Source organism: Streptomyces sp. NPDC048590 (assembly GCF_043199535.1).
GTDB lineage: Bacteria > Actinomycetota > Actinomycetes > Streptomycetales > Streptomycetaceae > Streptomyces.
The window spans coordinates 37,675-50,061 of record NZ_JBICWC010000020.1 but is presented as its reverse complement, the minus strand read 5'-3'; the positions used below and the strand labels follow the sequence as shown (position 1 = coordinate 50,061).

Genomic DNA, 12,387 nt, shown 5'->3' with positions numbered 1-12,387 from the left:
CGATCGGCTGCCGGGCCCGGTGGGGCTATGCTCGTGGGTGATCCATCAGGGGCCGTTAGCTCAATTGGTCAGAGCAGCGGACTTTTAATCCGTTGGTTGTGGGTTCGAGTCCCACACGGCCTACCGACCGCAGGGAAGGGGTACCCCTTCTGACCTGCTACTTAGCGCCTCGATCGGCTTCGGCTGGTCGGGGCGCTTCGTCTTTCCCGGCCTCTTGCGTGAGCGATGCGTGAGCGGACGGCCCGACAGCAGGTGCTACGAAGGGGGCTTTACGGGCACGGGGCACCAGAGCGGCGGCGGCTTCTGCGGCAGCCTTGTCGACCTCTGGTAGCAGGCTCGTGTAGGTGTCAGAGGTCAACGTGATCGTGGAGTGACGCAGCGTCTCCTTGATCGTGTGCAGATCGCCGCCCCCGCCATGGGTGAGGGTGGCCGCAACGTGGCGTAGATCGCGCAGGGTGATGGGCGGCAGATCCGTGGTGGCGAGAATGCGCCGGAACGTCTCGGAGACCATCTCCGGGTGCAGCCAGGATCCGTCCTCGCGAGTGAAGACCTTGCCGGTCTCCTTCCACGCGGTGTCCCACTTCTCCCGGGCTACCAGCATGGCCTTGTGGTGCTCTCGCAGGAGAGCGACGTTGACGCTGTCCAGGGCGATCGTCCCGGCGCTGCCGTCTGTCTTGGGGGCGGATTCGTACGGATCCCAGCCGTCGACCACGATCTCCTTGGCCGGCGTGATGAGGCCGGCGTCCAGGTCGACGTCCGTCCAGTTCTGGCCGACGGCCTCGCCCCTACGAAGACCGCGGGTACCCACGAGGTGGAAGAGCACATAGAGCCGGTCGGATTCGGCTGCGTCCAGGAACGTTCCGAACTGCGACGGCGTCCAGACCATCACCGGCGAAGGCAGCTCACCCGTGGCGCGCCAGCGCTCCACTCGCTGCGCAGTCCAGAGGAGCGGCTTCGGGCGCTTGCCGGACTCCAGCTCGACGTGGGAGGCCGGGTTGAAGGTGATGTACTGCTGGGCTATTGCCGCGTTCAGGGCAGCTCGCAGTGTGCGCCGGACGCTCTGCTGCGTAGCGGGCCCGGTGATCTTCCGGAACGGCTTCATCTCGGCGAGCTTTGCCCGTTCGAGGGCGAGCAGGGCTCGTTCGGCTGAGACGGGACGGCCCGGCCTGCTGGGCTTGCACCTGGCGATCTGCTCGCGCCGTTCGAGGTTCTCCGCCTGGATCACCTCGTTGGCGTCGGCTATGCCGTCGTACATCTCCACCAGGTGGCCGACGTTGAGACGGTCGAGGCGGACATGGCCGATGCGGGGCTTCAGGTGGACGCGGATGTGAGAGGCGTACCCGTTGAGTGTCGTCTTCCGTGACTTCTTCGCAGCAAGCCACTGATCGAGCCACTCACCCACCGTGCGCCGTCCGATCAGGTCCAAGCCCGCCCTGAACCGCCTGCGGGTGTCCTCGATGTCGGGCAGGGGAGCTTTCTCATCGGCGACCTGTTCGAGCAACTCCGCGATCCGGTCTAGGTCGTGATCATCGTCCGAGTCCGCGATGGCGATGAGGGCCCGTACGTGGTCCAGATCGCTTTGCGCGGCCTTCAACGTCTCGTAGCCGGCGCGGTTGAAGGAGCGGCGGGTTCCGTCGGCTCGGGGCGGGAGCTCCTGGCGTATGGAGTAGGAGCCATGCTTGCGGCTGGCGAGCTTGGGGCACTTCTTGCCGAGCGGCTTGCCGGTCTCGGCGTCTCGGCAGTAGCAGCGGCGGTGGGTGGATCCCTTCAAGGGCGTTCCTCCGTTGTGGTTTCGGGGTCCCATTCGGGCGGGTCGACGTCGTGGAGTGCGGGCGGGAGATCGGGTGGAATGGCTCCGTCTTCGCGGAGCTCGCGACGGAGGTACCGGAGCTTGTACTTGGCCGAGACGACCTGGTCGGCGTACGCGGTCCGTCTGCGTTCGGCCTCTTCCTGCTGGGCGCGGCTCGTTGCCGTCCTGGCCGCGAAGCGTGCCTGCTCTTCTTCGTCGAGTGCAGCCAGGGCCGTCCCTACGAGGCTGGCGTGCGCCTCGAAGTCGGGCACTAGGCCGGCATCGTGCCCCAGCACTTCCTGCTCGCCGGTGAAGCGTCGCAGGGCGTCCCAAGTCGGCACGAGCCGCTCGAAAGGGAGTTCCTGGGTCTGGTCGACGTAGCCGACTGGGAAGATGAGGCAGGCCGGGTACGTCTCCAGGGCAGCGGCTAGGACCAGGACGTCCACCAGCGGCAGGCCGGCCCGGCGGCCGGACTCCATGTTGGCGATCACGTTGCGCGGTATCGGGTGCCCGAGCTGCTCGCACCGGTCGGCCAGCTCCTGCGCGCTCCACCCCATCTCCTTTCGTCTGCGGCGGACTTCGCCGGCCACGTTCGCCTGGACCCGGTCCACCCACTCCGGGAAGTCGTCCGCATCATCATCCACACGGCGTTGTGTCATGTGGACACATTAGCTTGTGGATCCTGATTGGTAGACGCCTGGAGCCGGACGTGATGACCACGTTCGCCGACGGCTGTACCGAATGGGATGGCGCATGCGCGAAAACAGCACAGAGGGGTCGCCGAAGGGGATGAGTCGTGAGGACCTGCTTGCCCTGCCCGTGGCCGTTGACCTGGAAACCAGCAACCGTGCCCTGGGGCTCGGGCGGAGCAAGGGGTACGAACTGGCGAAGCGCGGCGCGTACCCGTGCAAGGTCCTGCGGCTGGGCAATGCCTATCGGGTCGTGACCGCGGATCTGCTGATCCTTTTGGGCCTGGCCGCATGAGCGGCCGGAAGCGTAGCAAAGGGTTCTGCGCTGAGCTGACACAGAAACGCTGGACTGTGGACGGGCGTGACCGTACTGTCCGTGTTCCCTCGCGGTACCCCAGTGCCTGCGGGAAGGGGGAGAGCCCCCGGCGGTGCAACGCCGGAGGCCCCATAACTCCCCAGCGATCCGATGAGAACCGACCCGGCGGAATGGGCGGGCAAGCCCGCCACCGCCAGACGAGGAGCTGCCCAGTGGAACCCGAGAACCCCAAAGGCTATTCCGAGCCCGCCAAGGCGAGCTGGCCCCCCACCGCAATCCCTGGTCGGCCTGGTGCCCATCTGTCCGCCGCGCAGCCTGACGACGCCGCTCCGAGCTTGACCGGCGATGCGCCCGCGCCTGGCGCTGCTGAGGCGCAAGCGTCGAGCGGGCTGGAGAACATGCCTGATGCGGAGTCGACGCAGGGCGCCGCGCTGCTGGATGCACTGCATGCCCAGATAGCCCAGTTCGTGATCCCGCCGTCAGCGGAGGCGCTGGATGCAATCACGTTGTGGGTGGTAGCCACGCACCTCCAGCCCGCGTGGCAGCACGCGCCGCGCCTGGCGGTGGTGGGGCCGGCTAAACGGTGCGGCAAGTCGCGGCTCCTGGACGTGCTGACCGAGACGGTCCACGAGCCGATGCTGACGATCAACACCACGCCTGCGGCGATCTTCCGCTCGATCACCGAGGAGGAGCCGCCGACGCTTCTGGTGGACGAGGCGGACACCATCTTCGGTACGCCGAAGCAGGCGGAGCGGAACGAAGAAACGCGTGGCCTGCTCAACGCCGGTCATCAGCGAGGGCGTTACGTGACGCGGGTCGTCGGTAACGACCACACCCCACACAAATTCGCCACCTTCGCCATGGCGGCCATCGCAGGGATCGGCGACCTGCCCGACACGGTCATGGACCGGTCGGTCGTGATCCGGATGCGTCGGCGGGCGGAAGGGGAGAAGGTGAAGCCCTTCCGCTCCCGCCGTGACATCCCGGCCCTGCACGACCTGCGTGACCGGATCAACGCGTGGGCCAGGCCGCTTCTGGAGGAAGCAGCAAACCTGGAGCCGGATATGCCGGTCGAAGACCGCGCCGCCGACACCTGGGAGCCCTTGGTGATCGTCGCCGAGCTGGCCGGGGGTCCCTGGCCGCGCCGGGCCCGAGTGGCATGCGCGCGGATGGTCGCCGCCGAAGTGGCAACCGAGGAGGACCACCCCGGTGGCGCACGGATCCTTGCCGACATCCGTCGGATCTTCGCCGCCCAGCGCGAGGTGGACAGCCTGTCCACCGAAGACCTCCTCCACCACTTGCGCCAGGACCCCGAAGGCCCGTGGGCGGAGTGGGGTCGCGGCGGGCTGAACGCCCGTGATCTAGGCAGGCTGCTGCGGGACTTCGACATCAGGCCGGGCAACGTCCGGATGGCCGACGGAACGCAGCGCAAGGGCTACACGCGCAACAAGTTCCTCGACAGCTGGCGGAGGTACTGCCCCACCGTCCACCCCGTCGAGACCAGCCCCGCCCCCGGCAGGGGCTGAGGCCCGCCGCCTTGGTTGCCGTCCCTGCCGTCCCTGCCGTGATCTCGCAGGTCAAACGGCCTGCGGCCGAGACGGCGACCGGGGCCAAGACGGCAACGCGATCACGACCACCGGCGTAGCCGCCCCAGACGCTGTCCGGATCCGTCTTGCCCCGTCTCTCGCGTCCATGCCGTATCAGTGCAGGTCACGGCCATGGTCGGTGAGACGGAAGACGCAAGGCCGCCGTCCCCTGCTCGGGTGGCGGCCACTCCGGACCGGGCTCAGGCGCGGCGAACTGCCTGAGCCCTGTTGAGGCATAGCTGACGCTGGCTGCGCCGCCGAGACGGATAGCCGGAGCTGCTGCCGTACCGCCCTGACCTGCACTTGCAACGGCTAAGACGCCAAAGACGCACACACCACGACCTCAGGAGCACCCGCTTGCCCACTCCTCCCATTTCGCCCCCGCATCATCAGCCGTCGGACGGCCAGACGGGCGAAGGACGGCAGACATCGCCCCGGGGCGATGCCGAGCGCTACGCGCTTCTCGCAGCCGGCATCGTCATCGTCGCCCTGACCGCCGGAGCGTTCTGTCTTTCCTACGCGCACTTGGCCGACGTCGCCGGGCAGCACGGGCTGGGAGGTTCACCGGTCCGCCGCTGGGCGTGGCCCGCCACCCTGGACGCGTTCATCGTCGCGGGCGAGCTGCTCATGCTCCGCGCGGGCCTGCGTCGGGTCACCGACCGATGGGCCATCGCTGTGACCGTAATCGGATCGATCGGCTCCATAGCGCTGAACGTTGCTGGGGTGAGCGGCACGCGCGATACCGGCGATACCCCGTTTCTCGACTACGTGGTGGCGGCGGTTCCCCCGGCAGCCGCGATGGTGGCCTTCGCCGTACTGATGCGACAGGTCCACCAGCTCGTAGAGCGGCCCTCGCCCGCGGGTTCCGGGCAGGTGGTGAGGGCGTCGGTCGCTGCACATCTCCCGTCCGCCGGAATGCCAGCGGAGGCAGCACAACCCGACCCCGTTACGGAGCAACGGGTCGACGCGTCCGATGGGTCTCCGGAACTTCCTGCGGAGGTTCCGGAGATCAAGCCCCGAGGCGGGCGTCCGCCAGGTGCCCCGCTTAGGGAACTCGTGGAGATCGGCAGGACTGCCGGTACCGAGCAGGGAAAACTCACCCGGGCCACCGTCCGGAAGGCAGTCGAGGACAAGGGCCTTCCGATTTCCAGTGAGCGGCTGACTGAGGTGATGGGCGTCCTCCGGAAGGAACTCAAAGCCTCCGCCGAAAGCGGGCCGGCCAGCGGCTGACCAGCACATACCGGGTGACCGGAACCCGTTCCGGTCACCCGGCCAAGCGGTGCACCGACCCGCGCGCCGCTCACTCATCCATAACTGCGGACAGATTCGTGTGACCACCCACAACTCACGGACCGTCCCGAAAGCCCATCTGCCCTCTCGCCTCTACCTGGAGACCCGCACGTGACGCATGACCCGCACCACGCTAAGGAGCCGATACCGCCAACGAAGCCGCCTACGCTGACGGAACGTCTGCGGCAGGCGTTCGGACGGACGGCTCCTGGCGGAGCCAGTAGTACCCCGAGTCCGACTCAAGGCCGGTCTTCGGGGGTTTCCGCCCCGGGGGTGGCGGAGACGGCCCAGCGCCAGGGGGCGCCGAACCAGGGAGCTGGGGCCGGGGGCGGACCCGACCCGGACAGGCTTCACGCCGCCCAGCAAGCGATCCTCCGCCCGACGCCTGCTGACCCCGTCGTCGGCGAACCCTCTGTGCAGCGAGTCCAGCCAACGATTCGCCGGTTCACCGGCGACGCGCGCCTTGAGCGCGTCGGACCCTTGCGCTTCACCGACGACGAGCGCACCAGCCTGCAGGAGGCCGCTGCCGAGCACGGCTACAAGGGCGCATCCGGCTTCGCCGCCGACGTTGTCCTCGCCTTCGTCGACGGCCGATTCACCGCGAACCTCCCCCTGTCCGAGGACCGACGCCGCACCCACATGTTCCGTGCCCAGGTCATGCGCGCCCTCAACCGCATCGGTAGCAACGTCAATCAGATCGCCCGCGCGCTCAACAGCGACCTCACCCCGCCTGACATTCGCCAGCGCCTCGACGAACTCCACCGCCTGCTCACCCTGATCGCCGAGGCCCTGCGTCAGCCCACAGACCCGAGGGAGAATCAGTCAGCGTGATCGCAGCCATCAAACCGGCCGGGTCCAACACCCGTGGTCTGCTCGCCTACCTCTACGGTCCCGGCCGACACGACGAACACCTCGACCCGCACCTCATCGCCGCCTTCGCCATGCTCGGCATGCCGGACCCCGGCCGCGACGAACACGCCACGCTGACCGAACTCGGCCACCACCTCGACGAGCCCGTACGCCTGCGCAACAGCGAGTTCGGCAACCCTGTCACCGACCACGTCTGGCACTGTCCCGTCCGTGCCGCGCCCGAAGACCGCTACCTCTCCGACACCGAGTGGGGCGAGATCGCCCAGCGCATCGTGCAGGCAGCCGGCATCGCCCCCGAAGGCGACGATCTGGCCTGCCGCTGGATCGCCGTACGCCACGCGGATGACCACATTCACATCCTCGCGACCACCGTCCGCGAAGACGGCCGACGCCCCAAACTCCACGACAGCGGCATCCGCGTCGGCGACACCTGCCGCCAGATTGAGAAGGACTACGGGCTACGGCAACTGAAGAAGGGCGACCGCACCGCGGCCCGCCGCCCCACCCAGGCCGAGATGCACAAAGCCAATCGCCTCGGCTGGGAGCAGACCAGCCGAGAATGGCTCCAGGACCGCATCCGCGCCGCCATCCCCCACGCCACCACCACCGAGGAACTCCTCGCCTACCTCGAAGCCGGCGAAATCCTCGTCAAGCGCCGCCGCGGCCCCTCCGGAGATCTCCTCGGCTATGCCGTAGGCCGTCCCGGCGACCTGAACAAGGACGGCGAGCAGATCTACCACCCCGGCGGGAAGGTCGCCCCCGACCTGTCCCTGCCCAAGCTGAAGGCCCGCCTGGAGACCATCACCCCCGAGGAACACCCCACCGCCCGGCGCAACCGACCCGCCACCGCCTGGCACCAGGCCACCGAAGCCCTCGACACCCTCCACATAGAGATCACCGGAACAAGCGCCGACGACGGTGGGGACGCACGAGCGCAGGCACACATCACCGCCCTGGGCGAACTCATCGAAGCCACCGCCCAGAACGCCCCCGCAGATATCCGTGCGCAACTACATGCGGCCAGCCGGGCCTTCGCCCGTGCCCAGCGGTCACAGGTCCGAGCCGAAGACCGCGCCGCCCACGCCCTGCGGTCTGCGGCCCGCGACATCGTCAACACTGCCACCTGGCCCGACGGTAGCGCCCTCGCCGCCCTGACCGCCGCACTCCTCTGGGCCGCCATCCTCGCTGCACGCTGGCACGAGGCCAAGGGGCACGCCCACCAGGCCGACGCCGCCCGCCAAACCGTTCAGCACCTGCAGTCAGCGGCCGACGACGCGCTCAGTCCGACGCTCACCGAACTGGCAGCCCGGCCCTCCAAGGAGGAGACCCGTCGCATCCTGGCCAACGACGTACGGGCAGCTGTCCCCGAACACGCCGAGCGGATCCTTTCCGACCCCGGCTGGCCCGCGCTCGCCACGGTCCTCGCCGATGCCGAAGCCGGCGGCCACAAACCCCACCAACTCCTCAAGGAAGCCGCTGCCCGCCGTGAGCTCGGCACCGCCCACAGGCCCGCCCGCGTCCTGATCACCCGCATTCAGCACACCAGCCGCAACCCCGCACCCAACCGCTGCGCCGAAGCAGCCCGCCTACGAAGCAGCACGGCGGCAGCCTTCAGCGCGCCGTCCCCCAGCACCCAGCCGCGCGCGACAACTGCCCCCACGAGCCAGCCGAGCCGACCTCGCCGCTAACCGTTGAGGAGAGCCAGATCCATAGAGACCGGTCAGCAATAGAGGCCATGCCCCGCCGTACTCATCGCCACCCAGCCTGGAGCCAGCCAACCCCGCTGATGCGCGTGCGTAACGACGGCTGGGCCGGTCACCACACCTGGTGACCGGCCCAGCCACCGGAGAGCGCCGTCCCGACAGCACTGCGAAGCGGCGGCACAGGCTCGCTGGCTCCGACGGCCTCATCCACGACTGAACAGGCCGCCCCGCGCCCGATGCCTTCCGACACGTCGTCCACCAGGTCGCTCGGGCGCGGGGGCCGTGCTCACCGGGGTCTGACGAGCCGGTTCATCGTGAAGGAGAAGGGATTGCCAGACCTGTTCCTGCAAAACGCGGATGCACGGGCCGCAGGCGAACATGGCTGCCTGCGCGCCGGCGACACTGACCGGGCCGATCCATAGAACGCGGGTCCATCGCTGGCCGCAGTAGAGCCAGCAGAAGCCGTCTGTCCATGTATTGCCGTCGTCAGTGTCTGCTGCGGCGGGGAGACCGCCGCGCGCGAACTCGGCGATGCCGGGTATGACCCGTGGTGCCACGGCCAGTTCTATCAACACAGCTCGGTCCTCAAGATCACTCGCTCGGGACAGCTGCCCTGTCCGGAGCCCGCTTGTCGGCGTCGGCGAAGAGGAGGGTGGGTTCGGCCAGGATGTCCCGGCCGGACTCGCTCTTGTAGATCTCATCGACGCTGCCGAAGCGTGCCTCGGAGTAGTCGAGGTTGAGCAGGGCGGCTGCCTGGCGGACCGATGCCTCGTCGGGGCCCTCGATCTCGACGAAGGTGGGGAGGTCCGGCCAGGTGTCGAAGTCGAAGGCGACCTCGCCGAGGCGCCATTCCTCGCGGTAGTTCTCCTGGTACCGCACCTCACGCATGCCGAGGCTGCGCAGGATCTCCGCCATGGCGTGCAGATCCGTCACCTCGGTCTCGATCTCGGTGGTGCCGTTGATCGTGGTGGCGTCGGTGACCTGCTTGAGCGTGAGCGTCGATCGGGTGCCCTCGTCCCGCAGCCGCACCCAAGCGCCTCCTTCGAGTGCGTCGTTCTCGAAGATCTTGCGAGTCAGGAGGGTACGCGGGAACGCTTGAGTGGCGCCCAGGGCGGTCAGCTGGTTCTGGAGGCCGGTGACGTCGATGGCGAGGAACTTGGCCTCGTACTCGTGCTTCACGGGTTCGTCCTTCGTACTAGGAGGGGGTGCGGGCCGCGAGGAGCAGGCCCATCCGGTGGGTGTGGTCCTGGAGCTGGCCGATGTGGGCTCGTTCGGCGAACTCGTTCGTGCGCAGGGTCAGCAGGACGTCCCAGTCGCCGATGAAGTGGCGCCTGAGCTTCTCGGGGGACGTGTAGTGCTCGATCAGGTGCTGGCGCTGGGTGATGGGCATCATGAACTCCGCGCCGTACAGGCCGCTCTGGGTGACGGAGGACTGCATGCGGGTGACGAAATCGGCGAGCGGGCGATGATGGTTGGCACTGTAATGCCAGGAGCAGCTCGTCCAGATGGCATCGCAGGGCGTGGCCGAAGGCTCCCATTGGAGGAAGTCCTCTTCCACGATCTGCACGTGGTCGTGGAGGGATTCGAGCTTGAGGCGTTCGACGAGGCCCATCGCGTGGGCCCGGTTGTCACCCGGGAGGATGACCTCGCCACCATGCAGAGCGAGCGGGTCGTGCTCTACCGCGACCACCTGGTAGCCGGCCGCGGCCAGGGGCAGGACGAACTTACCGTCGCTCGCCCCCACGACCATGACCGTGGCGTCAGGAGCGGCACGCTCCTTCAGCGCGGCGAGGAACTGGGGGAAAAACGTGAGGGTGTGCTCCCACAGGCTCTGCGTTTGCACGGTGGCGGGCTCCTTGCGTGTCGATGGACAAGATCGTCTGAAGGACCTCGTCGGGGTCCCGATGTGTGGTGTCCACGTGGTGCATCGGGAACTGGGCATAGGCGTCGGTAACGCGGTCTGCCGCCTCTTCCGCCAGGACGTCCCAGCGGGAGGCCGGTTTGATGCGCTCGGCGAGCCGGCGACCGCGCTCGCCCTTGCCGCACGTCAGTTGGTACGTCACGGGCTGGGGCAGGCTGGGTGGGAGCCTGACGCCGAGGCTGGAGCCGAGTGCCTGATGGTTGGCCAGGCAGCGGGCGAAGTAGCTCTCCACGACCACCGAGGTGCCCTCGGCCAGGAGGCGCCGGATCTCATCGGTCACGGTGAACAGCGCGGACAGGTAGAAGCACATCCGGGCCTCGGTGTTTCCACGCCGGTCCACCTCCCGGCGCAGCGGCTGGTAGAAGAGCGGCACGGTCGGGACCAGGACGGCTCGGCGGGCCGCTGCCAGCATCGGGGCTATGGTCGACTTTCCGGTGCCGCGGAGCCCTTCGAGGCTCTCGAACAGTGGACCGTCAGACACGGGCGTACACCACATCTGGTACTGCGAGCGTGAGCTCGTCGGTGGGGGAGGGCCGGTGGTCGATGTGGTCGGCCAGCTTGTCGTACCAGAAGGCGTGCGAGTCCTTGCCAACTGCCTTGCAGGACATGGTGAGCGCGCCGCGGGGGTCGGCCTCGATCCGCTCGATCTCGACGGGGCCCCCGTCGGGAAGGCAGGCTTTCGGGGCACCGTCCTCGGACAGGTCCTCGTCGACGATCACCTCGATCTCCAAGTCGGCCGCATCCAGCCGGCCGCGAAGGCGGGTGTAGGCCGCAGGGTCGGTGATCAGGAGCTCGGGGTGATCGGCCGCGTTGCCGACCGGCCGGAGGCAGTGCAGTTTCAGCTGCTCCACGCCGTAACCCTGGAGTACGCGAGCGAGCGGCAGCACCTCTTCGATGTTGCGTGAGGTGACCGTCATGGTGGCCCCGGAGCGGACACCGAGCCGCTGGGCGATTTCGAGGGCGCTCAGCGCGCTGCGGTAGCTTCCGAACTTGCGGATGTGGTCGTTGGTCGAGCCGATGCCCTCCAGCGATACCCGGAGCAGGTCCAGGTCGGGGGCGATCTCGGTCAGCCGGCGCTCGATCCGGTAGCCATTGGTGCAGATCTCGACCCGCAGGCCCAGATCCCGCTTGGCGTACTGGACGACCTGGGCGAGGTCCCGGTAGACGAACGGTTCGCCGCCCAGCAGGGTGACAGCCGCGGTGCCGTACTGGTCGCGCATGAGGGTGAGGAGGTTGATCGCCTCGTCCGTGGTGAAGGCGTCGGCGTGCTGGAGCCGCTTGCCGTGGAAGCAGTGCAGGCATTCGAAGTTGCAGCGGTACAGCAGCTGCAAGTACAGCATCCGGATTCTGCGGATCCCGGTGACTTCGCTGATCACGAGGGTCTCCTTCGGGCGTTTGCCTGGTGGGAGACCTGATATTGGCGGGACAGGTACGGACCCCGTCACCGCGTATCGGGACGCTCCAAGGACGTCCTGGGACGTTTTCAGGACGCCGCGAACGTCTCCAGGATCCCGAGCACGCGAGCGGTGTCCACGAGATCGGGCAAAACCCTTTGAGCACCGGCAGCGGCCAGTTCCTCGACGCTGTGAACGCCGGAGGCAACGGCGATGATCTCGGAGCCCGTAGCGATCGCGGCCTCGACATCCCTCGGCGTATCCCCCACGAGCACGACGGGCACGTCGGCCTGCGCACCTCGCAGCCGCTGAGCACGCTCACGGGCGACAGCAACCAGGTCCGGCCGCTGGAGAGCGTCAGCCCCGTAGGCGCCAACTTGCAGATCGAGCAAAGAGTCGAGGCCGAAGGCCGATACTTTCACCCGGGCGTTGGCCGCGATATTGCCAGTGAGTACCGAGGACACCCAAGCACTGCGTACGGAGGCTTCCTTCAAAATCTCACGCACACCGGGCAAGGCCGTTCCGCGTTGGCTGAGCTCGGACAGACGCGCGGCACCTGCGGCCGTGAGGGCCTCCTCGACAGCAGCCCAGTCCGGCTCAGACACACCGTTTCGGTGAAACATGTCGCGCATGATCAGGCGATCCGTACGACCTTCCGTCCGCGCCGGCCCCATGGGCTCTCTCCCCGACAGCGCTGTGAAGGCAGCCGCGTAGATCTCCTTGCTGACCCCGGCATTCTCGATCAGCGTGTGGTCGATGTCCCACAGGACGATGAGCTCCATACGCCCAGCGTAAGCACCCTGGTCGGGCCGTCGACGTCCCGCAGAAC

At 68.0% G+C, this 12,387-nt stretch carries 12 protein-coding genes and 1 tRNA gene; 6 read left to right on the top strand and 7 right to left on the bottom strand.

The genetic code is table 11. From position 1 onward, the window contains the following. The first annotated feature begins 49 nt into the window (after positions 1–49). A tRNA-Lys gene (locus tag ACGFNN_RS34430) sits at positions 50–123 on the top strand. Positions 124–157: 34 nt separating this feature from the next. Here ACGFNN_RS34430 and xerC read toward each other — a convergent pair. Then, the gene (gene xerC, locus ACGFNN_RS34425) at positions 158–1,771 is read right to left on the bottom strand and encodes a tyrosine recombinase XerC (RefSeq protein WP_393561872.1); all 1,614 of its coding nucleotides are present in this window, start codon (positions 1,769–1,771) and stop codon (positions 158–160) included. Further along, positions 1,768–2,448 carry a helix-turn-helix domain-containing protein gene (locus ACGFNN_RS34420; protein WP_393561871.1) on the bottom strand — a complete coding sequence of 227 codons (681 nt, stop codon included), beginning with the start codon at positions 2,446–2,448 and terminating at the stop codon, positions 1,768–1,770. Before ACGFNN_RS34420 ends, xerC begins: the two co-directional genes overlap by 4 nt. A gap of 94 nt (positions 2,449–2,542) precedes the next feature. On the opposite strand from ACGFNN_RS34420, the gene ACGFNN_RS34415 reads away from it, so the two are divergent. From ACGFNN_RS34415 to ACGFNN_RS34395, 5 genes are all read left to right on the top strand, one after another. Beyond that, positions 2,543–2,773, top strand: a complete 231-nt coding sequence (locus ACGFNN_RS34415) for a hypothetical protein (RefSeq protein WP_014155037.1) — start codon at positions 2,543–2,545, stop codon at positions 2,771–2,773. A 233-nt stretch (positions 2,774–3,006) separates the two neighbouring features. Beyond that, positions 3,007–4,320 carry a DUF3631 domain-containing protein gene (locus tag ACGFNN_RS34410; protein WP_393561870.1) on the top strand — a complete coding sequence of 438 codons (1,314 nt, stop codon included), beginning with the start codon at positions 3,007–3,009 and terminating at the stop codon, positions 4,318–4,320. 417 nt (positions 4,321–4,737) lie between these two features. Next, on the top strand, positions 4,738–5,610 hold the full coding sequence (locus ACGFNN_RS34405) for a DUF2637 domain-containing protein (RefSeq protein ID WP_393561869.1): 873 nt from the start codon (positions 4,738–4,740) through the stop codon (positions 5,608–5,610). Between the two features lie 474 nt (positions 5,611–6,084). Next, positions 6,085–6,501 carry a MobC family plasmid mobilization relaxosome protein gene (locus ACGFNN_RS34400; protein ID WP_393561868.1) on the top strand — a complete coding sequence of 139 codons (417 nt, stop codon included), beginning with the start codon at positions 6,085–6,087 and terminating at the stop codon, positions 6,499–6,501. Then, on the top strand, positions 6,498–8,228 hold the full coding sequence (locus ACGFNN_RS34395) for a relaxase/mobilization nuclease domain-containing protein (protein ID WP_393561867.1): 1,731 nt from the start codon (positions 6,498–6,500) through the stop codon (positions 8,226–8,228). Before ACGFNN_RS34400 ends, ACGFNN_RS34395 begins: the two co-directional genes overlap by 4 nt. A 606-nt stretch (positions 8,229–8,834) precedes the next feature. Here ACGFNN_RS34395 and ACGFNN_RS34390 read toward each other — a convergent pair. The 5 genes from ACGFNN_RS34390 to ACGFNN_RS34370 all read right to left on the bottom strand — a co-directional run bounded on the left by ACGFNN_RS34390 (position 8,835) and on the right by ACGFNN_RS34370 (position 12,340). Next, the gene (locus ACGFNN_RS34390; RefSeq protein ID WP_393561866.1) at positions 8,835–9,422 is read right to left on the bottom strand and encodes a class IV adenylate cyclase; all 588 of its coding nucleotides are present in this window, start codon (positions 9,420–9,422) and stop codon (positions 8,835–8,837) included. 16 nt (positions 9,423–9,438) lie between these two features. Next, positions 9,439–10,086, bottom strand: a complete 648-nt coding sequence (locus ACGFNN_RS34385) for an SAM-dependent methyltransferase (protein ID WP_393561865.1) — start codon at positions 10,084–10,086, stop codon at positions 9,439–9,441. Beyond that, entirely contained in the window at positions 10,004–10,645 is a 642-nt protein-coding gene (locus ACGFNN_RS34380) for a hypothetical protein (RefSeq protein WP_391774189.1), read from the bottom strand. The genes ACGFNN_RS34385 and ACGFNN_RS34380 overlap by 83 nt, the downstream gene beginning before the upstream one ends. After that, positions 10,638–11,540 carry a radical SAM protein gene (locus tag ACGFNN_RS34375; RefSeq protein WP_393561864.1) on the bottom strand — a complete coding sequence of 301 codons (903 nt, stop codon included), beginning with the start codon at positions 11,538–11,540 and terminating at the stop codon, positions 10,638–10,640. The genes ACGFNN_RS34380 and ACGFNN_RS34375 overlap by 8 nt, the downstream gene beginning before the upstream one ends. Positions 11,541–11,647: 107 nt before the next feature. After that, entirely contained in the window at positions 11,648–12,340 is a 693-nt protein-coding gene (locus ACGFNN_RS34370; RefSeq protein ID WP_393561863.1) for an HAD family hydrolase, read from the bottom strand. Positions 12,341–12,387 lie beyond the last annotated feature (47 nt).

What these genes read in the sequence shown, in the direction of transcription:
- ACGFNN_RS34420 (WP_393561871.1), bottom strand. Translation starts at nt 2,448, where the DNA reads ATGACACAACGCCGTGTGGATGATGATGCGGACGACTTCCCGGAGTGG.
- ACGFNN_RS34415 (WP_014155037.1), top strand. Translation starts at nt 2,543, where the DNA reads ATGCGCGAAAACAGCACAGAGGGGTCGCCGAAGGGGATGAGTCGTGAG.
- ACGFNN_RS34370 (WP_393561863.1), bottom strand. Translation starts at nt 12,340, where the DNA reads ATGGAGCTCATCGTCCTGTGGGACATCGACCACACGCTGATCGAGAAT.